The sequence below is a fragment of the Mesorhizobium sp. M7A.F.Ca.MR.148.00.0.0 genome (assembly GCF_003997735.1).
GTDB lineage: Bacteria > Pseudomonadota > Alphaproteobacteria > Rhizobiales > Rhizobiaceae > Mesorhizobium.
In genome coordinates this window covers 3997-27413 of sequence record NZ_RZTB01000038.1, presented here as the reverse complement: position 1 = coordinate 27413, position 23417 = coordinate 3997, and the positions used below count along the sequence as shown (strand labels likewise).

The window sequence follows — 23417 nt, the reverse complement described above, 5'->3', positions numbered from 1 at the left end:
CCAACAGAACCTTTTGAACCAAAGCCCGGATGAACCGGACCAGCTTGTTTGCTCCTACAGAGCCGGCGCGGGAACAAACCCGGCCGTTTTCCTCACGCAGGCGATTCCCCCGCCACGGGAGCACGCCTGCGAAATTCGTCGCGATCACCTGAACCCTTTTCGCCTAAAGCGAAAGGAGCCGCCTTTACGTCTGACCCTGTAGCAAGAAGCTGCGGAGGAGGGCGGTTCCAGGATTGCAGTGATCCACCATCGCTTTTATGATTTGGCGGGGTGGAAGGCAACCCCGATTTCCGATGCCGGCAAAAAGCCGTTCCGTAGCGTAAGCCAGGCTTGCGGCCCTTGCGTGAAAAGGCTTGGTTAACCTTCTCTGGATACCAATCGTTAATCGAGTTCGCGGCCTAACCGGCATTTCGACGAAACGACCGGCGCCGGGCGCCAAACCGGGAGCGACTGGAAGAGAGATGGGATTGGCGGACTTCACAGACAAGGGATGTCGTGTCGGCGGCCGGATCCTGGCCGCTTTCGCCCTCTTGCTGCTGCTGGCGGTCTCATCTGCCTTGTCCTCAAAAGCCAATGCCGCCGACGCTCCGCTCGTGGCAAAAGGTTACAAGATGGCCGGCGATGCCACCAAGATGCGCATCGTCATGGACTTCGATCGCGAACCCGATATCAAATGGTTCCTGCTGCGCGGTCCCAACCGTCTTGTCATAGATCTCGCGAATACGAGATTCGCCGTTGATGCCAAGGATTTGAAGGCGCGGGGCCTGGTCAAGGGCGTGCGTCTGGGCGCGCTTAGCGAGGGCGTTTCGCGGCTGATCCTCACCGGCAAGGGTCCCTTTGCCGTCGACAAGCTCGACGTGCTCAAGAACGAGGACGGAACCGGCTACCGCATTGCCATCGACATGTCGGCCGCATCCGAGCGCGAGTTCGATGTGGCGCTGGCCAATCAGGCGCTGACCACCGGATCGACCGTTTCGACCGACAAGGGAGGGCGGGTCGGCACCGGACCGGTTTCCAATCCGGGTCATCGGTTCACCGTCGTCATCGATCCCGGCCATGGCGGCATCGACGGCGGTGCCGAGGGCCTGAACGGCACCATCGAGAAGAATGTCACGCTGGCCTTCGCCACGGAGCTGCGCGACAAACTCGCAGCCGTTGGCAATTATAATGTGTTCATGACGCGCGACACAGACGAATTCCTGCGTCTTGATGACCGCGTGCGCATCGCCCGTCAGCATGAGGCCGACCTGCTTATTTCGATCCATGCCGACACGATCAGCGTCAAGGGCATTCGCGGCGCCACCGTCTACACCGTCTCCGACAAGGCTTCGGACCCCGAGGCGCAGGCGCTTGCCGACCGAGAAAACCTCTCCGATCAGTTCGCCGGCATGGAAATCAAGAACGACAACAAGGAAGTCACCGACATCCTGATCGACCTGATCCGCCGCGAAACGCACAATTTCTCGATGAGTTTCGCCCACACGCTGGTTGGCCAATTGTCGACCAGCGTCGGCCTCATCAACAATCCGCAGCGTTCGGCGGGCTTCAAGGTGCTCAAGGCACCCGACGTGCCGTCGGTGCTGGTCGAACTCGGTTATCTCTCGAACGCCAAGGACGAGGCGCAGTTGCTCAACGCCGACTGGCGCGGCAAGGCGGCCCAGAGTATAACCAACGCCGTCGCGCTGTTCGCGTCGGCCAAGGCCGGACCGGGAACCGGAGGTTGACATGACCGGCGGCGCCTGCAACCAGAGGCGGCGTTGCGCGACGACAACACCCAATGCTTTTTATTTCCGGCTCGCGACCGCGAAATCAGGCATTGCCGTATTTTGTCCACATGGCGGCGACAAGGGTTTTCGATTACGGATTGGGACCGGCTCGAAAGCTTGCGCGAAAGGCGGCTTCGTTTAGGAAATTCCCGAACCAAGGACTGGAGCGGGTATGATTCGTCTCATTGGCTATTTTTTCGGCATCGGCACGACGCTGGCCCTTCTGGTCGCGGCGGCCGTTGCCATCTACATCGGCCATTTGTCGAAAGATCTGCCCGATTACGAGGTGCTGGCGAAATACGAGCCGCCGGTGACCACCCGCATCCATGCGTCTGACGGCGCGCTGATGGCGGAATACGCGCGCGAACGGCGCCTGTATCTGCCGATCCAGGCCATACCGGACCGCGTCAAGGCGGCCTTCCTGTCGGCCGAAGACAAGAATTTCTACAATCACCCAGGCATCGATGTGACCGGCCTCGGCCGCGCCATCATCGTCAACCTGCAGAATCTCGGCTCGGGCCGGCGTCAGGTCGGCGCCTCGACGATTACCCAGCAGGTGGCGAAGAACTTCCTGTTGTCCTCGGACCAGACCTACGAGCGCAAGATCAAGGAGATGATCCTCGCCTTCCGCATCGAGCAGGCCTATCCCAAGGATCGCATTCTCGAACTCTACCTCAACGAAATCTTCTTCGGCTTCGGCGCCTATGGCGTCGCCGGTGCGGCGCTGACCTATTTCGACAAGTCGGTCAACGAACTGTCCGTGGCCGAGGCCGCCTACCTGGCCTCGCTGCCCAAGGGGCCGAACAACTACCACCCTTTCAAGCATGCCGATCGCGCGATCGAACGCCGCAACTGGGTCATCGACCAGATGGTCGAGAACGGCTACGTCACGCGTGAGGAAGGCAACAAGGCCAAGGCCGAGCCGTTGGGCGTGACGCCGCGCCGCAGCGGCACCTATCTGTTTGCCGGCGAGTACTTCACCGAAGAGGTGCGCCGCCAGATCATCGCCCGCTACGGCGAGAACGCGCTTTACGAAGGCGGCCTCTCCGTCCGCACCACGCTCGATCCGAAGATTCAGCTCATTGCCCGCAAATCGATGCAGAACGGGTTGATGAAATACGACACGCTGCGCGGCTATCGCGGGCCGGTAACATCGATCGACGTGTCGGGCGACTGGGGCGTGCCGCTTGGCGCCGTCAAGGGGCTGGAGGATGTTCCCGAATGGTCGCTCGCCGTCGTGCTCGACAGTTCGGCGACCGGGCTGTCGATCGGCCTGCAGCCCGCACGGCAGGCGTCGGGCGAGATCGTCAAGGAGCGCGTCGAAGGCACCATCAGCAAGGAGGACATGGGTTTTGCCATGCGCCATGTGGTTGCCGGCAAGACCGTCAAGGCCAAGTCGCCGGCGGAGGTGCTGAAGCCGGGCGACGTCATCTTCGTGCAGAAAAACGATGGTGCCGATGGCGCCTACAGCCTGCGCCAGGTGCCCGAAGTGGAAGGCGGCCTGATCGCCATGGACCCGCACACCGGCCGCGTGCTGGCCATGGTCGGCGGCTTCTCCTATGCGCAGTCCGAATTCAACCGTGCCACGCAAGCCATGCGCCAGCCGGGCTCCTCGTTCAAGCCGATCGTCTATTCGGCCGCACTCGACAATGGCTATACGCCGGCCTCGGTGATCATGGACGGGCCGATCACGATCCAGAGCGGCAACACGAGCTGGACGCCGAAGAATTACGACGGCACCGTTGCCGGTCCGGCGACCCTGCGCTCCGGCATCGAGAAGTCGCGCAACCTGATGACGGTGCGGCTTGCCAATGACATGGGGATGAAGTTGGTCGTCGAATATGCCGAGCGCTTCGGTGTCTACGACCATCTGGCACCCTATCTACCGATGGCGCTGGGTTCCGGCGAAACCACCGTGATGCGCATGGTGTCGGCCTATTCGATCATGGCCAATGGCGGCAAGTCGATCAAACCGTCGCTCATCGACCGCATCCAGGACCGCTACGGCAAGACGGTGTTCAAGCAGGACGAACGTGGCTGCCAGGGCTGCAATGCGCCCGAATGGCAGAACCAGCCGGAGCCGGAACTCGTCGACAATTCCGAGCAGGTGCTCGATCCGATGACGGCCTACCAGATCACCTCGATGATGGAAGGTGTCGTGCAGCGCGGCACCGGCGCCACCATCAGTGAACTCGGCCGTCACATCGCCGGCAAGACCGGAACGACCAACGACGAAAAGGATGCCTGGTTCATCGGTTACACGCCCAACCTCGTCGTCGGCCTCTACATGGGCTACGACACGCCGCGCGGCCTCGGCCATGGCGCCACCGGTGGCGGCCTCGCGGCCCCGATCTTCAAGGACTTCATGCGGGTGGCGCTGGACGGCACGCCCAATGTCGACTTCAAGGTGCCCGAAGGCATGAACCTGGTCGCCATCAACCGCAAGACCGGCATGCGTGCCGCATCGGGCGATCCCGGCACCATCATCGAAGCCTTCAAGCCGGGTACCGGTCCCGCCGACAGCTATTGGGTGATCGGCATGGGCGCCGACGGCTCGAACGCCACCGGCGGCGCGCTGTCGCCGCAGGCCAATCAGGCCATCCAGTCCGGCGGCGGCGGCCTCTACTGACGATTTTCATGAGCGGATGGGCTGGCCTTGGCGCCAGCCCATTTTGCTTTACAGCCGGCGGCGGCCTGCCTATGTATCGCGCCGACCGACTTCAGCAAACAGGACAGAACAGCCAGCCATGCGCGCGGAAACGCAGAATATTGTCGACGAGATCAGGCAGGCGATAACCCTGCTGAGGAGGCATCTTTGACTGGGATCAGGCCATAAAGCGGCTTGAATACCTCAATGTGCGCGCCGAGGACGCCAGCCTCTGGAACGAGCCGCTGGAAGCGCAGAAGCTGATGCGCGAGCGCCAGGGCCTCGAAGAGGGCATCGCCTCGGTGAAAGGTCTGACGCAGGCGCTGGAAGACAATATCGGCCTGATCGAGCTCGGCGAGGAAGAGCGCGACGAGGGGGTCATTGCCGAGGCCGAAGCCGCGATCCGCTCGATGCAAGGCGAAGCGAAGGCCCGCCAGGTCGAGACGTTGCTGTCGGGTGAAGCAGATTCCAACGACACCTATCTCGAAATCCATGCCGGTGCCGGCGGCACCGAAAGCCAGGACTGGGCCTCGATGCTGCTGCGCATGTACACGCGCTGGGCCGAGCGTCGTCGCTTCAAGGTCGAAGTGCTGGAAATGCATGACGGCGAAGAGGCCGGCATCAAGTCGGCCACGTTGATGATCAAAGGCCACAATGCCTATGGCTGGATGAAGACGGAATCGGGCGTTCATCGCCTGGTGCGTATTTCGCCCTATGACAGCAATGCGCGCCGGCATACGTCCTTCGCCAGCGTCTGGGTCTATCCGGTCATCGACGACACGATCGAGATCGACGTCTCCGAATCCGATGTCCGCATCGATACTTATCGCTCGTCCGGCTCGGGCGGCCAGCACGTCAACACCACCGATTCGGCCGTGCGCATCACGCATCTGGCCACCGGCATTGCGGTTGCCTGCCAGGCCGAACGTTCGCAGCACAAGAACAAGGCCAAGGCCTGGGAGATGCTGCGCTCGCGCCTTTATGAGGAAGAGCTGAAGAAGCGCGAGGCGGTTGCAAACGCCACCGAAGCGTCGAAGAGCGATATAGGCTGGGGTCACCAGATACGCTCCTATGTGCTGCAGCCCTACCAGCTGGTGAAGGATCTCCGCACCGGCGTCGAGAGCACCAGCCCGTCGAGCGTGCTCGATGGCGACCTCGACGATTTCATGGAAGCCTCGTTGTCGCAGCGCATCGAAGGCGGTGCGGGCGAAGCCGTAGCAGACCTGGATTAGGATATGTCCATGTTCAGGTGAGGCTAGCCTGACCTCAATCTGAACATACCCCTGCGCACCACAGCGACGGAGGAGAGGATTGCCGACCAAGCTCACCGGAAAGTGCTTCTGCGGCGCGGTTCACTACGAGGTCGCCGACGAATTCCTCTATGCCGCGAATTGCCATTGTTCGGACTGCCGGCGCACCACCGGTTCGGCCTTCAAGTCTTTCGCCGGTATCGAGCGTGAAAAGCTTGTCCTCACCGAAGGCGAGGACAAGCTTCTGATCTTCGGCGACGAAAGCGGCCATAACGCGCATTGCGGCCGGTGCGGCTCCTTGCTTTATTCGCTCGTGCGCGACGGCGCCTACGTCCATGTCGCCATGGGAACGCTCGTCAACGACCCGTCCATCCGCCCGACCGAGCACATCTTCGTCGGTTCGAAGGCGGGCTGGTTCACCATCACCGATGACCTGCCGCAGCATCAAGAGCACGTGATTGCCGGCTCTGACCAGCAATAGGCTGGAACCACAGCGGGCCAATTCCGTTTATTCGACGCCCGTTTGCCGGGAATTGACCTTGGCCTCATCTCGTCGGCGGTAGCGGATACCTGACGTTTATAGAACGACGTCGGGAATGCATCTTCTTGCGCCGACCAAGGAATCAGCCCAGCATCCAAACGCTGGGAGAGAAAAAGCATTTATGGCCGGACGCGGCATATCTGCGACCCGACGATCCGGCCACTGGGAAGATACGTTCCGGGAACGGGCAAGCGAAACGCTTGAGCTCGTTTGAAAGGAACGCGTCATGTCTGCTGCCACACTCAGATCGGCCAATGCCGTTCAACCGGCTGGCCGACTTTTGTTTTCCCTGTTCGCGATCGGCGCGATGGCAATGCTGACGGCACCCGCCTTCGCGCATGACGCCACACCCACGGCGGCAAGGCCACAGGGCTGGAGTTATCCGTTCGCATGCTGCGCCAACTATGATTGTCGCACGACCCATACAGGCGAAGTGCTGGAGAAACCCGAGGGCTATGTCATCGCCGGAACGGGTGAGATCGTTCCAATGACCGACAAGCGTGTCAAGGACAGCCCGGACGGCGAGTTCCATTGGTGTGCGCACCAGGCGGGCCTCGACGCCGGCAAGACAATCTGCCTGTTCGTGCCGCCGCGCTCTTATTGACGACAGGACGGCGGTCGGAGGTCCGCGGTCGCGTGTGGCCGGGGCCGCAGGCCGGGTTTGCGCGGTTCGGGTGATGCCTGCTGACAGACAGTTGTCAGGAGCACCTCTTTATGCTGCCTTTGCCGCACAGGGTGGCGGGCGACAGGAGGAGTTCGTTGATGACCATCAAGGCAAGCTGTCATTGCAAGGCGACGACATTCGAGGTTTCGCAGGCACCGCAGACGGTGACGCAATGCACCTGTTCTTTCTGCTCGAAACGCGGCTCGCTCTGGGCCTACTATGTGCCTTCGCAATTCAAGCTCACCAGCCCGATGGAGAACGTCTCTTTCTACCGCTGGGGATCGAAAACCGTAAAGCACGGTTTTTGCGCCACCTGCGGCTGCGGCACCTTTACTGAAACGCCGGACTGGTCGACCGGCGAGCCGGATTTCGACAATCCCAAGATCAGCGTCAACTCGCGACTGTTCGACGATTTCGATCTCGACAAGGTCGAAGTGGTGGTCATAGACGGCAAGAACCTCTGGTAGCCTGATCCGAACGATTGCGGCCCGGCGATGCGGCGCTATCGCCGAGTATCGGTCCCTCGGGAAAAGCCGTGAGCGGCGCTTTTGCCGTTCCGCTTTTCGCCGCAATTCGTGGTACAAGTCGCGGGAAGGGCTGATTTGGCGCCACCGCAAGGCGTGACTTGGAGAGGGACGATCCTATGAAAAAGACTGTGCTCGTCGTCGTGGCGACGGCTGTGCTCGTGAGCGCCTGCACCACCACCGATCCGTATACGGGCGACCAGAAGATTTCCAACACGGCGGCCGGCGCCGGCCTTGGTGCTCTGGCGGGTGCAAGCCTTGGCCTGCTAGCCGGCGGCAATGACCGCCGCAACGCACTGATCGGCGCCGGCATCGGCGCGCTGGCCGGCGGCGCCATCGGCGCCACCATGGACCAGAACGAGGCCGAACTGCGCCGGCAGCTCGAGGGCACCGGTGTCAGCGTCACCCGCAGCGGCGACCAGATCATCCTCAACATGCCGTCCGACATCACCTTCAACTCGGATCAGGATGCGGTGAAGCCCGGCTTCTACCAGGTCCTGAACTCTGTCGCGCTGGTGCTGAAGAAGTTCAAGCAGACCACGGTCGACGTGTTCGGCCACACCGATTCGACCGGTGGCGACCAGCACAATTTCGATCTGTCGCAGCGCCGTGCTTTGGCGGTGGCGAACTATCTGTCCGGTCAGGGCGTGGATCAGCGGCGCTTCGCAGTCACCGGCTTCGGCAAGACACGCCCAGTCGCATCCAATGCCACGGCCGAAGGTCGCGCCCAGAACCGCCGCGTCGAGATCCAGCTTTCGCCGCTCACCTGATTTGTACGGCAAACCAATGCGAAGCGGCTCCCATGGGGGGCCGTTTTTGTTTGAGCGGATATTGGTGTTATTCAATTAGTTATTGCTAAAATACATCTTTCCCGCAGCGATGGAAAGGAATAGCATCATCGCTGTTCCTGAGGGGATGAGGCGGTGTCACTGGCCGCGCAATCAGCATTTTTCCGCCTCGGTCTTGCACGGCCAGATCAGAAATCTGGGAGGAATGCATGACAAGAACAGCCAGCCTTGGGCGCTGCGGCGTCCTCGTTTTGACAGGTTTGGTAGGCGCGTGGCTGAACGTTGCTTCGGCTCGCGCCGAGGACGCCAACAAGGCCGACATCGAAGCCTTGAAGAAGTCGCTCGCCAAATATGAGGATTACACCGCTGCCGTCCGCGACCTCTATCTGTCGACGGTCGGCTGCGTCCACTACAGCGGAGAAAAGATACCGGGCGCGATGGACTACCCGAAGGGCGCCATGGGCATCCACTTCGTCAATGTCCCGAGTGTCGGCCAGAAGCTCGATCCGATGAGGCCAAACGTGCTGATCTACGAGCCGACCAAGAAAGGCCTGAAGTTGGTCGGAGTGGAATGGCTGGTGCCGCTGACGCCGGACACCAAGGAGCCGCCCAAGCTGTTTGGCCAAACCTTCATGGGACCTATGGAGGGGCACTACCCTCTCATCCCGAAGGAGTTCGTCCACTACGACCTTCATGCCTGGCTCGGGGACAACCCGAACGGCATGTTCAGTCCGACGAACCCGAACGTGAAATGCAACAAGGCCGAGTTTCCGATGCTGGAAAAACCGACCAAGATGATGCCTGGGCCGATGTAACGGGCGAGCCAGGCTGAAAGCTTTGCCAGAAGGCAGCCGAGTGGCCGGCAAGCTTTGCCAGAAGGCAGCCGAGTGGCCGGCTCGCCTTCGAAGCGGTCGGGAATCAGACCTTGGCGACGATCCGCATGAAGGCCGGCATGTCGTCGCCGAAGCCAACGGTGGAATCGTTGTCTTCCTGGTGGCGTTGGCGGGCAGGGCGGCTGTTGTCACGCTGCGGCCGGGTGTCGCCGCGTTCGGGTGCGCGCTGTTCATTGCGATCGGATGATTTGCGCTCGGTGTTTTCCGAACGGATCGCTTCCTTGCGCGAACGCCGTTCGCCGATGTCGGCGGCTGCGGCCTCGGCCACCGGCTGATCCTCGCGGACTGTTTCCGGTGCGGCATCTTCGCTGCGCTTGGCGTGGCGTTCGCGCGGTTTGCGCTCGCCGCTCTTTTCCCTGCTGCGGTCGTCGTCCTTGCGTCCGGCACGGCGCGGCGCGCCCTTGCCACGGCGCGGAGCATCGTCCTCGCCTTCGCTGGCAACAACCGTCGACAAGTCGCCGTCATGCCACTCGATCTTGTTGCCGATCAGACGTTCGATGGCATCAATGTATTTGGTGTCAGATTTGGTCGCGATGGTGAAGGATTTTCCGGAGCGTCCGGCGCGTCCGGTGCGGCCGATACGGTGGACATAGTCCTCGGCGTGGATCGGCACGTCATAGTTGAAGACATGGCTGACATCGGGGATGTCGAGGCCGCGCGCGGCAACGTCGGAAGCGACGAGGTAGCGCAGCTTGCCGTCGCGGAAATTGGCCAGCATCTGCATGCGCGCGCGCTGGTCCATGTCGCCATGCAGCGCACCGGCGTCGAAATCATGCTTCAGCAGCGAGCGGAACAGCTCCGACACTTCGACCTTGCGGTTGCAGAAGATGATGGCGTTCTTCAGTTCTGCGTCTTCGGCCTTGATCAAATTGCGCAGCGTCTCGCGCTTGTCCCACGGCTTGGAGCCTGATTTGACCAGCCGCTGGATGATGTTGGTGGCGGCGGATGCTGCCTTCGAAACCTCGACGCGGACCGGCGCGTGCAGGAACTTTTCGGTGAGCTTGGTGATTTCGGGCGGCATCGTCGCCGAAAAGAACAGCGTCTGCCTGGTGAACGGGATCATTTCGCAGATGCGCTCGATGTCGGGAATGAAGCCCATGTCGAGCATGCGGTCCGCTTCGTCGATGACGAGGATCTCGACGCCGTTGAGCAACAGCTTGCCGCGCTCGCGGTGATCGAGCAGCCGGCCGGGTGTCGCGATCAGCACGTCGGCGCCACGCTCCAGCTTCTTGTCCTGTTCGTCGAACGACACGCCGCCGATCAGAAGCGCGATGTTGAGCTTGTGGTTCTTGCCGTATTTGACGAAGTTTTCCTCGACCTGAGCGGCGAGCTCGCGCGTCGGCTCCAGAATAAGCGTGCGCGGCATGCGAGCGCGGGCGCGGCCCTTTTCCAGCCTTGTGAGCATCGGCAACACGAAGGAGGCCGTCTTGCCGGTGCCGGTCTGGGCAATGCCCAGCACGTCCTTGCCCAGCAGGGCATGCGGAATGGCGCCCGCCTGGATCGGCGTCGGCTCGGTGTAGCCGGCGTCGGTGACTGCGGAAAGGACCTTCGGCGACAGGCCGAGGTCTGAAAAGGTCAACGCTTCTGGAGCGGTCGTGGTGTCTGAGGACAAGTGTTGTTGTCTTTGGCTGGTTCGGGGAAGCGCAACGGCGTCTAATGGCGTCTGTCGCGGCAAGCGCCACGCGCCTGCAAGATTGGTATTGCAATTAGGAGCAAGCCCTCGATTTGTCAACAGAAACGGGCAGCAATGGCACGATTGTGAAGTTGTAACCTTAATCGGGATGCTTAATCGACCTGTCGGTCGCAGCGCCGGCTCAATAGCGGAACTGTTCGGCGAGAATACGCTCGTTCCAGGAATGATTGGGATCGAACAGCAACGTTGCTGTCGCCGTTGGTGATTCTCGCACCGTCACCGAGGTCACGGCCTTGACCTCGGTATGGTCGGCGGCGGCGTTTACCGGCCGCTTTTCCGGCTCGCGGATGTCGAAGCGGACGGTCGCCTTGTTGGAGAGCAGTGCGCCGCGCCAGCGGCGCGGGCGAAACGGGCTGACCGGGGTCAGCGCCAGCAGCGGCGCGTCGAGCGGCAGGATCGGTCCATGCGCCGAAAGATTGTAGGCGGTGGACCCGGCCGGGGTTGCGATCATGACGCCGTCGCAGTTCAGTTCCTCAAGTCGGACCTGTTCGTCGACGGTGATGCGGATCTTGGCCGTCTGGTACGACTGGCGCCACAGCGCCACCTCGTTGATCGCCAGTGCTGAAATCGTTTCGCCTTCCGAGGTCACGGCCAGCATCTCCAGCGGGCGGATCGTTTCGGCGACGGCGGCCTCGAGACGCTCGGTGAGGCCGCCGGAACGATACTCGTTCATCAGGAAGCCGATGGTGCCACGGTTCATGCCGTAGACCTTCTTGCCGGTCCCCATCGTGTCGCGCAGGGTCTGCAGCAGGAAACCGTCACCCCCAAGCGCGACGACGATCCCGGCCTCCTCGACGGAAGACTGGCCATAGCGCGCCGACAGGCTTTCCAGCGCCGTCTTGGCGTCAGCGGTGTCGGACGAGACGAAGGCGATGCGGCTGGCGGCTTTGCTCATGGCTCCCCGATGACGACCGATTGGCAGCGGCCGGTTGCTGGGCCGCGCCAGCGCCGGGGTAGCATGGGCGGGGCACGTCTGCAAAGGGAGGTGCCATCCCGGATGGCAACGCCATTCCGGATGGCAACGCCATTCCGGATGGTACGGCCATGCCGGTCGGCGGATGCGGGCATGCCGTTCGCGTATCATGTCAAAGGCTACGCGAATGTGATGGTTAAGACGGGCCTTAAAGTCTCGTAAAGCCGGATCGGTCATGTTAGCCGGCAGTGGATGGGTGGCGTGGGGGCTAGCCAGTCGAGGCCGACATATTGCCGGTAACACGCCTGATCATCGTCTTCCTGATGCTGGGAAGCTTCGCGCTGCTCTTTGCCGAACTGGTGCGCCAGTCCGAAGAGACGAGCTTCCGGCCGCAGCCCACGGCGTCGCGCTGTGGTGATGCAGCCGGGGCGCCATGCCCGCAAAGGGCGCTGTAGCCCTGAAATGTCCTGATCATCCTCGCGATGACGGGCAGCATCGGCGGTCGCTTCGATGCGCGACATCGCGCGGCAGTTTCTCTGCTTAAAAGCAGAGGCCGGTCGGCCGCCGCACGTTCCACTTGTGAAGGCTTGCTGTTTGCACTCGCGGCGCTTGGCGGTGTAGATGGGTGCATCGATTGGCGGAAAGGCTTTTGGGTAGCTCGCATCCGCTGTTGTTGGGAAACAAGCCCTGGGCTCGTTGACTGGCCGGTGTCTGGAGCGGGGGTTTTCCATGTCACGCAGCGTGTTGATCTCTGGCGGCTGCGGTTTCCTGGGCTCGCATCTGGTCGACCGTCTGTTGCGGCGAAGCGATCTGGAAAAGCTGGTCGTCGTCGACAATCTTTGGACCGGGACGCGAGACAACATCGCGCATGTCGCCGATCCGCGTTTCGATCTGCAGATTGCCGACGCCGAAAGCTTTTCATCCCTTCAGCGCTTCGATGAGATCATCCATCTCGCGTCGCCGGCGTCGCCGCTTTGGTACATGCGCGAGCCGGTACGCACGATCAAGGCCAATATCGGCGGCGCGCTCAATCTCCTGACGCTGCTCAAGCCCGGCGGTCGCTTCTGCTTCGCCTCGACCTCGGAAGTCTACGGCGACCCCCTGGTTTCACCGCAACCCGAGAGTTACAGGGGATCGGTGGACTGCACCGGTCCCAGGGCTTCCTATGATGAAAGCAAGCGCTGCACAGAGGCATTGCTGTTCGAGCAGCAGCGGGTCGGCGGGCTCGACATTCGCGTCGTCAGGATCTTCAACACATATGGGCCACGAACCCGCATCGACGATGGACGCGCCGTCTCGAATTTTGCCATCCAGGCACTGACAACCGGGGTTCTGACGGTTTATGGCGACGGCTCCCAATCGCGCAGTTGGGGTTATGTCGACGATATCGTCGAGGGGCTGGAACGTTACTTCTGGCGCGACGGCATCTCGCATCGCGGTCCTCTGAACATTGGCAACGACCACGAGGTTTCGGTCCTGCGCATCGCGGAATTCGTAAGATCGCTTGTCCCCGGCAGCCGCATCGAGCACCACCCTCCAGCTCCCCAGGATCCGACAAATCGGTGTCCGGACCTGACTTTGGAGAGGCATGTCCTTCCTGGCTGGGAAGCGAGGACGAGCTATCAGCAAGGCATCGGGCGCACCTTCGATTGGTTCCGCCAGCGAATTGCGGCCGCGAGCATTTCGGCCTCCACGGCCTGACGCGTCCGGTATCGCGGCTAAACCTTTTCTGCCTGCTCACTCAGTCACCATCTCATCGGGCGCATCGTCAACGCCGAGCAATGGCCGTACCCGCGGAAAGATATTGACTGTATGTTTAGTCATAGTTACTCCTGAGGTCGCGAATTGAGTTGGACAGCCGGCGCCAGCCGGTGAATGGCCACAATGAAGAGGGGAATATCTCGACCACGATGCGGCTTGCCGTTGCCGGCGCGCCGCATGCCGCAACTGCGATGTCGACGGCCGGGCTCGAGCCGGTCGGCATTGCCGCGGCCATCTTTTCGTCAGCAGGAAACGGACCTGGGGCCGTAGTGCCGCCGGTCCCAACAATGGGAGCATGCAGCATGAACTGGAAACTGACCGCGACGGCCATCGGCCTGTCGCTGCTGACTGTCACGGGCGTGGCCCGTGCCGACGGCGAGCTCAACATCTACAATTGGGGCAACTACACCAGCCCCGACCTGATCAAGAAGTTCGAGGAGACCTACAAGGTCAAGGTCACCGTCACCGACTATGACTCCAACGATACCGCCTTGGCCAAGGTCCGGCAGGGCGCCTCCGGCTATGACATCGTCGTGCCTTCGGCGAGCGTCGTGCCGGTCTGGATCAGCGAAGGTCTGCTCTTGGAGACCGATCCCAACAAGATGGAAAACTTCAAGACCGTCGATCCCAGGTGGGTCGATGTTCCATTCGATCCAGGCCGTAAATACACCGTTCCATGGCAGTGGGGCACGACCGGCATTTCGGTGAACAAGTCGGTCTATGCCGGCGATCCGAACACATCGGCGATCTTCCTCGACCCACCTCCCGAACTCGTCGGCAAGATCAATGTCGTACCCGAAATGGGTGACATCATGTTCCTCGCCATCGCTTACGAGGGTGGCAAATATTGCAGCAGCGACATGCAGATGCTGAAGAAGGTGCATGACAAGCTGGTGGAGGCGAAGGCGAAATGGCTTTCGCTCGACTATGCGGCCGTCGATGGCCTGGGCAGGGGCGACATCGCCGCGGGCGTCAACTGGAACGGCATATCGCTGCGCGAGCGGCTTGAGAACGACAAGATCGTCTATGGCTATCCCAAGGAAGGCTATCCGATCTGGATGGACAATGTCGCTGTCCTCAAGGACGCCAAGAATGTCGACAACGCCAAGCTGTTCCAGAACTTCATCATGGATCCGCAGAATGCGGCGCTGATCTCAGCCTTTGCGCGTTATTCGAACGGCATCAAGGGCTCGGAAGCCTTCATGCCCGACGACATGAAGACCGCGCCGGAAGTCAACATCCCCGCCGAGTTCGCCGCCAAGGGCCAGTTCATGCTGGCCTGCCCGCCCGACGTGCAGGCGCTCTACACGAAGATCTGGACCGACCTGCAGAAATGACCTGACCAGGCTTTCCCGCGCCGCCGCACGCGGCGCGGTCATCTTCCGTCCATGCCAAACGCGATGCGCAGATCGCAGGAGACTTCCCATGACCGATCTCGACCTTTGCTACATGCCGGCCAGCGAGGCGCTGCGGCTGTTCAAGGCGAAGAAGCTTTCGCCCGTCGAACTGATGCAGGCCACCATCCGCCGCGCCGAAGCCACCAAGGCGACGATCAACTGCCTCACCTTCACGCATTTCGACGAGGCGATGGACCTGGCCAGGAAAGCCGAGGCGAAATACGCCAGCGGTGCCAAGACCGGGGCGCTCGAGGGCCTGCCGATCGGCATCAAGGACGAGAGCTACATCAAGGGCAAGCCGACCTCGCACGGCTCGCTGCTGTCCGGGGATCCTATCGGTGGCCATACCTCGACGATGAACGAGCGCATCATCAAGGCCGGAGGCATTGTCCATGCCCGCACGGCGACGCCTGAATTCAGCTGCGCCGGCTACACCTGGTCGAAACGCTGGGGCGTGACGCGCAATCCGTGGAACCCGGATTTCACGCCCGGCGGTTCGTCGGGAGGCTCCGCGGCGACGCTGGCATCCGGCACGTCGTCGATCGCCACCGGTTCGGACATTGCCGGATCGATCCGGATTCCCGCGTCGGCCTGCGGTCTTGTCGGCTTCAAGCCGCCTTACGGGCGCAATCCGGACGAGCCGCCATTCAACCTCGACTTCTACTGCCACACCGGACCGCTGGCGCGAAACGTCGGGGATGCGATCCTGCTGCAGAATGTGATGGCCGGACCGAGCCCGCTCGACATCACCACGCTGCGCCCGAAACTGCGCCTGCCGCTCGACTACAAGCCGATCAAGGGCTGGAAGATTGCTTTCTCGATGGACCTCGGTTCTTTCGAAGTCGACCCGGACGTGCGCAAGAACACGCTTGCCGCCTGCGATGTGTTCCGCTCGCTCGGCGCCACGGTCGAGGAAGTCGATCTGGGCTGGGGCGACGAAGTGCTCAGGGCGGGCATGGCTTATCTCGAGCATCTGTTCGGCGCATCGCTGTCGCAGCTGCTCAAGAAGCACGGCAAGGACATGACGAGCTATGCCAGGCAGTTCGCCGAGGACGGGCAAAAGTCGAAGGCGACGGACTTTGTCGGAACACTCGACGTGGCGGCCAGGATGTACCAGACGCTGGGGCCGCTGCTGGAGACCTACGATGTGCTGATCTGCCCGACCAACGCGCTTCCCTCCGTGCCGGCGGAGTTCGATCAGACCACGGGCACGGTCGAGATCAACGGCAAGCAGGTGAATCCGTCGCTTGGCTGGGTGATGACGACGCCGTTCAACATGATGAGCCGTTGTCCGGTTCTGTCCATCCCTTCGGGTCGGGCGGCAAGCGGCGTGCCGACAGGCATCCAGATCGTCGGCCGCACCTATTGCGATGCCGATGTTTTCCGAGCGGCCATGGCCTATGAGACGGCCAGCGGGCGATGGTACACAAACGCCGAAACGCGTCCGTCGCTATAACAGGGCAATGCGGCCCTTGCCGCGATGGTGGTTGATCTGCGGTCTCGGTTGGAGAGCCGACGCCGGACACCTGGAATAGACGGATCTGTGGTGGCGCCGGTGATCGCGCCAGAAGGTCCGAAAGGAGCTGGACGAAGATGGCGCAACAAAAGGCTGCGGCGGCAAAACGCAAAGGCGCAACGGCGAAGAATGGACGTGCGGCAAACGATGCCGCGCCGCCCAAGGACCGTCGGCGCGAGCGCGGCGAAGCCAGCGTACAGCGGATCATCGACGCCACCATCGAGCTCATCGCGGAGGAAGGGCTGGCAAGCGTCACCATGCAGCGCATCGCCGAACATGTCGGCTCGTCCAACGCCCTGGTCGTCTTCCATTTCCGCAGCAAGGAGAACCTGTTTCGCGCCGTCCTGCAGTATCTCAGCGATCGATATGATGAGCTGTGGGTGACGTTGGTGCGGGCGCCCGGCCTGTCGCCGGTTGAGCGGGCTCTGGGCGCGGTCGATTGCGCGCAACGTTTCGCCCGCCAGCATCCGAAATGGGTTTCAGTTTTTGTCGTGTTTTCCAGCGACCGCAAGAGCATGCAGATCTACAACGAAATCGGCCTGCCGAGCGACCTTGCCTACACCGCCGAGGCGCGCGAGCTGCTGATCGAGATTTCGCGCAGTGGCGGTTATACCGGCGTCGACATCGATATGCTGTCGGAGAGCCTGAATTATCTGGTTCATGGCGCCTGGTATTGGGATCATCTCAATCCGTCCAGCCGTGACACCAACGTGCTGCGCAAGACCATGCTGCTCCTGCTGCATCAGGCGTTCCCGCGGCATTTCGAACTGATGCGCTGACCGCTTTCAGGGCTGCCGCAGATGGCAGCCGGCTTGCCGCTTCTGTTCCAGATACTCGTCGACAAGCTGGCGGTAGCGTACCTTGCCGAAGCTTGGGAAATGCCCGCCATGCACGACCGAGACATGGAGGTCGCGCAGGCGCATCAGCGTCGCCACGTAGTCGGGAATGTCTGAGTGGTAGACGTCGTCGATCAGCGGGCCGTCATAGATGATGTCGCCGGATAACAGGATGCCCGTCCTGTTTTCGTAGAGCGCGATGCCGCCGGGCGAATGGCCGGGCGTGTGGATCACCTCGAAGGCACGGTCGCCGAGATCGACGACATCGCCCTGGCCGAGCAAACGGCCGGCGGGCGCAGGCAAAATGCCGTAGCGCGCCGTGTCCCAGCCTTGCGGCATGCGATCGAACATCTCGTCGGTCGCATAGGTGCCGGCTGCCGTCCATTCATTGCGCGGATCGGCGAGGATGCCGGCCTCGGCGGCGTGCACGCAGCGCTCGGGAAATTCGTGGTGGCAACCGATATGGTCGAAATGCGTGTGGCTGGCGACGCAAATCAGCTTGCGCTCGCTCACCAGCGGTACATGGCGCCGGAGGCTGAAATGGCCGAGGCCGGTGTCGAAGAGGAGATCGCGATCGCGACCGCGCACATGCCACATATTGCAGCGGAAGAACGGCTTTATCCACGGCTCGTGGATCAAGGTCACGCCATCGCTCATGCGGATGGTTTCGTACCAGTCGGGTGCCTCAATGAGCGGAAGTGTTGCCATGTTCAATCCGTCAGAAAAGCTCAGTCCGTCAGCAGAATAATCTGGTCGGTATTGCAGGAAATCGCGACCGTGTCGCCCGGCTGGACGGCCGCCGTCGCTGGCAATTTGGCGATGAAGTGAAGCGAGGGGTCCTCGATGGAAACCGCAAGCACGCGCTTGAAGCTGCCCTGGAAGACGACATCGCTCACCTCAGCCGTGCCGAGCCTGACACCGCCGCTGGCCTCGCCGAGGACAAGATGCTCCGGCCGTATGGCCAGCGCAACGGCGGAGCCCACCGGCAGCGCACCGGGCAGCGAGACCGGCCCGACGGGCGTGGCGACGGTGCTTGTCCTCTCCTTCGCTTCCGTGACCGTGCCGGCAAGGATCGAGCTTTCGCCCATGAAGGTGGCGGAAAAGCGCGTCGCCGGCCGTGCGTAGACTCGCTCGGGCGGACCTTCGTCCTCGATGCGCCCGTCATTCATCACCACACAATGGTCGGCCAGCGCCATCGCTTCTTCCTGGTCGTGGGTGACGTGGATGAAGGCGGTGCCGACGCGCTTCTGGATCGCTTTCAACTCGTCCTGCATCTGCCGGCGTAATTTGAGATCGAGCGCGCCGAGCGGCTCGTCGAGCAGAAGCACCGCCGGCTCGATCACCAGCGCCCGCGCCAGCGCCACGCGCTGCCGCTGGCCGCCGGAGAGCTGGTGCGGCTTCTTGTCGAAGGCGGCAGCCAATCCGACCAGCGCCAACGCCTCACGCGCCTTTGCAGCGCGCGTCGTACCGTCGACGCCCTGCATGCGCAGGCCGAAGCCGACATTGCTGCCGACGCTCATATGCGGGAACAGCGCATAGTCCTGGAACACCGTCGTCGTCGGCCGCTTGGCCGGCGGCACCGAGGTGCAGTCCTCGCCACGGATGAACACCTTGCCTTCGCTGGGGGTGACGAAGCCGCCCAGAATGGAGAGCAGCGTCGTCTTGCCGGAGCCGGACGGCCCGAGCAGGATGGTGTAGCTGCCGGGCTCGATCTGCAGCGAAACGTCATTCAGCACGGTGTGCTGGCCGAAGCGATGCGAGACGGCACGAATATCGACCAAAGGCGCGGTCATGCCTTTCTCCTGCGCAGCAATGTCAGTTCGAACAGCACCACCAGCACGATGGAGACGGCGAAAACCAGCGAGCCGACGGCGTTGGTCTTGGGGTTAAGGCCGGAGCGTAAGAGGTTCCAGATTTCGACCGGCAGCGTGGTGTCGAATCGGGTGAGCAGGAAGGAGATCACGAACTCGTCCCAGGAGAAGGTCATCGACAGGAAGAAAGCTGCGAAAATGGCCGGCGCCATGACCGGCACGGTGATCAGCAGCAGCACCTTCCACTCCGGCGCGCCGAGGTCGCGCGCGGCACGCTCGATGTTGATCTGGTGGTCGCCCATCTGGCTGTAGATGATGGCAAAGCACAGCGGCAGGTTGATCACGACATGGCCGATGCCGGCGGCAAGCAGCGATTTCGGCACGCCGGCCCAGTTGAACAGCACCAGCAGCCCCATCCCGATGATGAGATAGCTGACCGTCAGCGGCAGGGTGATCAGCCCGCGCAGCAGGCCGGAGCCAGGCAGGACGAAGCGGGCAAAGCCCCAGGCGGAGAGAAAGCCGAGCGTGACGGCTGCGAGCGAGGAGATGGATGCCACCAGCAGCGAGTTGACCAGCGCCGAAGTCAGCCGCGTGTCCGAAAGAACCGCATCGTACCAGCGCAGCGACGGGCCGGTGAAGGGCGGGATCGGGAACGACGTCGCCTGCAGCGAAAACAGCACCAGCACGACGACCGGCAGGAAGATGAAGCCGTAGACGGCGAGCGCGTAGAGCCAGGAGGCGATGCGGACGATCCGGCGCATCTCAGGCCCGCTCGATCTTCAGCCAGCGCGCGCAGGCGAGATAGGCTGATGTGACCACCGCCATCAGGATGATCGACAGCGCCGAGGCCAGCTGAAAATCGCCGCGCCTGCCGATCTGCATCATCACCAGCTGCGGCATCAGCAGCTCGTTGTTGCCGCCCAGGATCTGCGGCGTGATGTAGTCGCCGATGCACAGCACGAAGGTCAGGAAGGCTCCGACCATGATGCCAGGCAAGGTCAGCGGCAGCACGACATGCAGGAAGGTGCGCACCGGCCCGGCGCCGAGATCGGCGGCCGCCTTGCGGTAGCTCGGGCTCAACTGCTTGAGGCTGGCAAAGATGGTCAGCGTCAACAGCATGACGAAGAAGTGCACGAAGCCGGTGACGGTGGCGAAACGCGTGTTGGCGAGTTGCAGCGGCTCGCTGAACAGGCCAGAGCCGGTCAGCGCCCGGTTGACGACGCCGTTCTGCGCCAGCACCAGCAGCCACGAGTAGGAGCGCACGACATAGGAGGTCCAGAACGGCAGCACGGCCAGCATCAGTGCCAGCCGCTGCCAGCGCTCCGGCACCTGTTCAGCGAGGATCCAGGCAAAGGGATAGGCGAGCAGCACCGAAATCACGGTGACGATCGCGGTCACCTGCAGCGAGTTCACCATCGCCTGCCAGTAGGACGGGTTGGTGAAGAACTGGCTGTAGTTGGACGCCGTGAAGCCGCCGCCCTCATGCGCCGTTAGGCTGGAAAACCCCATGGCGATGAAGGGCAGCACGAAGAACAGCAGCGTCCAGCCGAGCGCCGGCGTGACCAGCGCCCAGGGCAGAGCAGAGCCCGCCCGGGGCAGGGCACGTCCGTTGTTTGCCGAGCTGCTCATGAGCGCTATCGGCTCATTTCGCCTGCAGCATTTCGGTCCACATATCCTGCATCTTCTTGTCGAGATCGGCGTTCGGCGCCGGATAGGACTGGGCGCGGGCGAGGAAGCCCGGCTGCTCGTCGAAGCGCAGGACCTTCTTCTGGTCGTCGGTGAGTGCGGCCTTGGTGTTGGCCGGCATGCCCCAATAGCAGGAGGAGGTGGCAAGGCGCGCCTGGCCTTCCGGGCTCATAATGTACTGGATGAACTTCAGCGCTATGTCCTTGTTCTTGGAATCCTTGAACATGGCCAGCGACTGCGACCAGAGAATCGCACCCTCCTTGGGGACCGAGAAGTCCAGCGCCGGGTTTTCCTTGGCCAGGCCCGCCGTCACCCATTCGCCGCCGCCGACCAATATGTCGACCTCGCCGGTCGCCAGCGCCGTCTGGCTGGCGGTCACTTCGCCGACCAGCTTGGCATTGGCCTTCATCTTCAAGAGCTCGTCCTTGAGGGCGGGCAGGTCGGCTTCGGTGAGATCGGCCGTCTTCTTGCCGATCGCCAGTGCGGCCATGCCGATGACCGGCAGGTAGTAGTCGTAAATGGCGACTTTACCCTTGTACTTGTCGCCGGTGAGTGCCGCCATCGACTGCATGTCGGCCGGGTCGACCTTGGTCTTGTTGTAGCCGATCGTGTTGTAACCGAACTTTTCGGTGATACCGTAGCGTTTGCCGCCGACCACGGTGGAGCTGTCCATCTTCACCTGCGGAAACAGATCGGCCAGCGGCAGTTTGTCTTCCGGCAATTGCTCGAACAGGCCCTTCTCAACGCCGCGCGGCACGTCGATGCTGTCGATCACCATCACATCCCAGTCGCCGGGCTGCGACTGCTCGACGATGGCGAGGCCGGCGCCGGTGCCCTCGAATTCCTTGACGTTGACCTTGACGCCATTGGCCTCCTCGAAAGGCTGCAGCAAGGCCGGATCGGCATGATCGCACCAGATCAGCGCGTTGAGATCGGCGGCCTGCGCGCTCGTCGAAAGCAGCAGCGCCGCGGCTGCGGCAGCTGTGCGCAAACGGGTCTTCAGGATGGAAAGCGGATTGCTGGCTGTGTGTGACATCGAGTGTTCTCCCTTGCCTTTGTGGCTTCTTGCAAAAAATTGAACCAATTCTAAAATTGAGTCAATTCTGTTTTTATGGCAAGAGGCTGGGAATGAGCGGATTGCGGGCTAGGCAAAAGGCGGACCGGCACCGGCGTATCATCGAGGCGGCGGCCGAACTGTTTCGCGAGGCCGGCTACGAAGGCGCCAAGATCGAGGCGATCGCCGCGCAGGCCGAGGTCTCTGTCGGGACGATCTACAACTACTACGAGAACAAGGGCGACATCCTCGGCGCCATCGTCTCGCTGGAGGTCAACGAGGTCCTCAATGCCGGGCAAGGCGTCGTCGCCAAGCCGCCGGCCAATGTCGGCGACGCGCTGGACACGCTGGTCGGCATCTATATCGAGCACTCGCTGCACTATCTCAGCAAGGAGATGTGGCGGCAGGCGATGGCAATCTCGACGCAAGCGCCCGACAGCCCGTTCGGCCGGGCCTACACCGCGCTCGACCGCGCCCTGACCGAACAGATCCGCGCCCTGATCGCCCGGCTGCAGGAGATTGGCCTGGTGCGCCAGGACATAGACGGTGCAGCGCTCGGCGAACTGATCTTCAACAACATGAACATGATGTTCATCGAATTCGTGAAGCGTGACGCGGCCAAGATACCGGAACTGCGCGCGGCGATCCGGAGGCAGAATAGGATATTGGTGGCGGCGATTGGGGTGTGAGACGTCAGGAGCAGGCAGGAGAAAGCGTCGCTTCCGCATAAGACCTGTTTTCAGACGCGGGTCGCCTCTTGAGTTGAGTTTGAAATCTGGTACAACCTATAAGGGCATAAATACGGGGAGGGGTAAATGGGGACGTTTTCAGTCTGGCATTGGGCGATCTTGCTGCTGTTGATCGGCGTGCCTGTTTTCTTTGCCGTTCGATCAGCCGCGAAGCCGTCACAGAATCCTGAGGCTCTTGTGGGCTTCGGCGGCTGGCTGATGCTGCTGGCTATCGGTCAGGCAGTGTCACCATTGCGGACGCTTGCCGACTTCGCCAATTCGGCCGACGGCTATCAGCAACTCATGACCCTCTCGAACGGGCCACTGGCGGTGTATGGCGAGGTTGCCCTTAATCTGGCATTTCTGGCGCTTCAGCTGATTGTGCTCGTTTCGATGCTGCGGCGTAGCCGCCGCTTTCCGCAATTGTTTCTGCTCCAGTGGCTGGCGATTCCCGTCGTGTTTATCCTGGACACGATCTGGGTTGCGTCAGTTCTGGGCGTTCCGGTGAGCCTGGTGCTCGCAGGCGATGCGCTGGTGGCCCCCATAGTCTCGTTTGTGGTGACAGGGCTCTGGGTCGCCTACGTCTACAAGTCTGTCAGGGTGCGGAACACGTTCACCAGGATTGGGGCATCCGCCCAGGTTGCGAGCGCGTCATAGAAGGCAGCCCAATTTGGGATATTTTGGAGCGTCGGGGCTCGACGTGACCTTCAGTGACATGATGTTCATCGAGTTCGTGAAGCGCGACGCGGCGAAGATACCCGGAGCTGCGCGCGGCGATCCGCAGGCAGAACCGGATTTTGGTGGCGGCGATCAGGGTGTGACCTCGTGCACCACTATCTCGTCATCGAACCTGGAATGGCCAAATCCCGAGCCGATTGACCGCAACTGTCGTCCGTGACGGCTGCGAGCTTTTGGAAGGTCTTTATTTCGGCTTCGTTTATAGGTGCTG

25 protein-coding genes are annotated in these 23417 nt (G+C 62.1%); 17 read left to right on the top strand and 8 right to left on the bottom strand.

Translation table 11 applies throughout. The features are described 5' to 3' along the window. The first annotated feature begins 461 nt into the window (after positions 1-461). From EOB49_RS16450 to EOB49_RS16410, 9 genes are all read left to right on the top strand, one after another. Positions 462-1724 carry an N-acetylmuramoyl-L-alanine amidase gene (locus EOB49_RS16450; RefSeq protein WP_127381579.1) on the top strand — a complete coding sequence of 421 codons (1263 nt, stop codon included), beginning with the start codon at positions 462-464 and terminating at the stop codon, positions 1722-1724. Between the two features lies 1 nt (position 1725). Next, entirely contained in the window at positions 1726-1908 is a 183-nt protein-coding gene (locus tag EOB49_RS16445; RefSeq protein WP_127323273.1) for a hypothetical protein, read from the top strand. Positions 1909-1938: 30 nt separating this feature from the next. Next, positions 1939-4395 (top strand): penicillin-binding protein 1A, encoded by a 2457-nt coding sequence (locus EOB49_RS16440; RefSeq protein WP_127381578.1) that lies wholly within the window; start codon positions 1939-1941, stop codon positions 4393-4395. A 118-nt stretch (positions 4396-4513) separates the two neighbouring features. Further along, positions 4514-5645, top strand: a protein-coding gene (gene prfB, locus EOB49_RS16435) for a peptide chain release factor 2 (RefSeq protein WP_127272597.1) whose coding sequence is annotated in 2 segments (ribosomal slippage) — positions 4514-4579 and positions 4581-5645 — 1131 coding nt in all. Because the reading frame shifts where the segments join, the coding sequence is not laid out codon by codon here. Positions 5646-5724: 79 nt separating this feature from the next. Then, positions 5725-6144, top strand: a complete 420-nt coding sequence (locus tag EOB49_RS16430) for a GFA family protein (protein WP_127321583.1) — start codon at positions 5725-5727, stop codon at positions 6142-6144. Positions 6145-6430: 286 nt separating this feature from the next. Beyond that, positions 6431-6808 (top strand): hypothetical protein, encoded by a 378-nt coding sequence (locus EOB49_RS16425; RefSeq protein ID WP_127321584.1) that lies wholly within the window; start codon positions 6431-6433, stop codon positions 6806-6808. A 158-nt stretch (positions 6809-6966) separates the two neighbouring features. After that, positions 6967-7335 carry a GFA family protein gene (locus EOB49_RS16420; protein WP_024503891.1) on the top strand — a complete coding sequence of 123 codons (369 nt, stop codon included), beginning with the start codon at positions 6967-6969 and terminating at the stop codon, positions 7333-7335. A gap of 176 nt (positions 7336-7511) precedes the next feature. Then, positions 7512-8162 carry an OmpA family protein gene (locus EOB49_RS16415; protein ID WP_013531371.1) on the top strand — a complete coding sequence of 217 codons (651 nt, stop codon included), beginning with the start codon at positions 7512-7514 and terminating at the stop codon, positions 8160-8162. A gap of 227 nt (positions 8163-8389) precedes the next feature. After that, entirely contained in the window at positions 8390-8995 is a 606-nt protein-coding gene (locus EOB49_RS16410) for a hypothetical protein (RefSeq protein ID WP_127381577.1), read from the top strand. A gap of 103 nt (positions 8996-9098) precedes the next feature. Here the strand turns inward: EOB49_RS16410 and EOB49_RS16405 are convergent, their stop codons facing one another. Then, a complete protein-coding gene (locus EOB49_RS16405; protein WP_164781703.1) occupies positions 9099-10685 on the bottom strand; it encodes a DEAD/DEAH box helicase in 1587 nt (528 codons plus the stop codon). Between the two features lie 202 nt (positions 10686-10887). Beyond that, the gene (locus tag EOB49_RS16400; protein WP_023812117.1) at positions 10888-11661 is read right to left on the bottom strand and encodes an NAD kinase; all 774 of its coding nucleotides are present in this window, start codon (positions 11659-11661) and stop codon (positions 10888-10890) included. Between the two features lie 308 nt (positions 11662-11969). Here EOB49_RS16400 and EOB49_RS36500 point away from each other — a divergent pair, with 308 nt between their 5' ends. Both EOB49_RS36500 and EOB49_RS16395 read left to right on the top strand, forming a co-directional pair. Further along, positions 11970-12134, top strand: a complete 165-nt coding sequence (locus EOB49_RS36500; RefSeq protein WP_164748845.1) for a hypothetical protein — start codon at positions 11970-11972, stop codon at positions 12132-12134. Positions 12135-12408: 274 nt separating this feature from the next. Beyond that, the gene (locus tag EOB49_RS16395; protein ID WP_127381576.1) at positions 12409-13380 is read left to right on the top strand and encodes an NAD-dependent epimerase/dehydratase family protein; all 972 of its coding nucleotides are present in this window, start codon (positions 12409-12411) and stop codon (positions 13378-13380) included. A gap of 115 nt (positions 13381-13495) precedes the next feature. Here the strand turns inward: EOB49_RS16395 and EOB49_RS16390 are convergent, their stop codons facing one another. After that, positions 13496-13675 (bottom strand): hypothetical protein, encoded by a 180-nt coding sequence (locus EOB49_RS16390; RefSeq protein WP_127381575.1) that lies wholly within the window; start codon positions 13673-13675, stop codon positions 13496-13498. 67 nt (positions 13676-13742) lie between these two features. Between EOB49_RS16390 and EOB49_RS16385 the strand changes: the two genes are divergently transcribed. From EOB49_RS16385 to EOB49_RS16375, 3 genes are all read left to right on the top strand, one after another. Continuing rightward, a complete protein-coding gene (locus tag EOB49_RS16385) occupies positions 13743-14777 on the top strand; it encodes an extracellular solute-binding protein (RefSeq protein ID WP_127381574.1) in 1035 nt (344 codons plus the stop codon). An 88-nt stretch (positions 14778-14865) separates the two neighbouring features. Next, positions 14866-16293 (top strand): amidase, encoded by a 1428-nt coding sequence (locus EOB49_RS16380; protein WP_127381573.1) that lies wholly within the window; start codon positions 14866-14868, stop codon positions 16291-16293. A gap of 137 nt (positions 16294-16430) precedes the next feature. After that, positions 16431-17132 (top strand): TetR/AcrR family transcriptional regulator, encoded by a 702-nt coding sequence (locus EOB49_RS16375; RefSeq protein WP_127381572.1) that lies wholly within the window; start codon positions 16431-16433, stop codon positions 17130-17132. A 6-nt stretch (positions 17133-17138) separates the two neighbouring features. Here the strand turns inward: EOB49_RS16375 and EOB49_RS16370 are convergent, their stop codons facing one another. Genes EOB49_RS16370 through EOB49_RS16350 form a run of 5 tightly spaced genes read right to left on the bottom strand, consistent with a single transcriptional unit; the run spans position 17139 to position 21722 of the window. Further along, positions 17139-17897, bottom strand: a complete 759-nt coding sequence (locus EOB49_RS16370; protein ID WP_127381571.1) for an MBL fold metallo-hydrolase — start codon at positions 17895-17897, stop codon at positions 17139-17141. Positions 17898-17917: 20 nt separating this feature from the next. After that, positions 17918-18982: an ABC transporter ATP-binding protein gene (locus tag EOB49_RS16365; protein ID WP_127381570.1), complete on the bottom strand. Its 1065-nt coding sequence runs from the start codon at positions 18980-18982 to the stop codon at positions 17918-17920. Beyond that, positions 18979-19761: an ABC transporter permease gene (locus EOB49_RS16360; protein ID WP_127330762.1), complete on the bottom strand. Its 783-nt coding sequence runs from the start codon at positions 19759-19761 to the stop codon at positions 18979-18981. The genes EOB49_RS16365 and EOB49_RS16360 overlap by 4 nt, the downstream gene beginning before the upstream one ends. A gap of 1 nt (position 19762) precedes the next feature. Beyond that, on the bottom strand, positions 19763-20629 hold the full coding sequence (locus tag EOB49_RS16355; protein ID WP_127381569.1) for an ABC transporter permease: 867 nt from the start codon (positions 20627-20629) through the stop codon (positions 19763-19765). A gap of 13 nt (positions 20630-20642) precedes the next feature. Then, complete coding sequence (locus EOB49_RS16350; protein WP_127381568.1) at positions 20643-21722, bottom strand: spermidine/putrescine ABC transporter substrate-binding protein; 1080 nt, start codon at positions 21720-21722, stop codon at positions 20643-20645. Positions 21723-21814: 92 nt separating this feature from the next. Between EOB49_RS16350 and EOB49_RS16345 the strand changes: the two genes are divergently transcribed. The 3 genes from EOB49_RS16345 (at position 21815) to EOB49_RS36495 (ending at position 23366) form a co-directional block, all read left to right on the top strand. Continuing rightward, positions 21815-22429, top strand: a complete 615-nt coding sequence (locus EOB49_RS16345) for a TetR/AcrR family transcriptional regulator (protein ID WP_127381567.1) — start codon at positions 21815-21817, stop codon at positions 22427-22429. Between the two features lie 126 nt (positions 22430-22555). After that, positions 22556-23125: a DUF2569 family protein gene (locus EOB49_RS16340; RefSeq protein WP_127381566.1), complete on the top strand. Its 570-nt coding sequence runs from the start codon at positions 22556-22558 to the stop codon at positions 23123-23125. A gap of 43 nt (positions 23126-23168) precedes the next feature. Continuing rightward, entirely contained in the window at positions 23169-23366 is a 198-nt protein-coding gene (locus EOB49_RS36495) for a hypothetical protein (RefSeq protein ID WP_164761799.1), read from the top strand. Positions 23367-23417 lie beyond the last annotated feature (51 nt).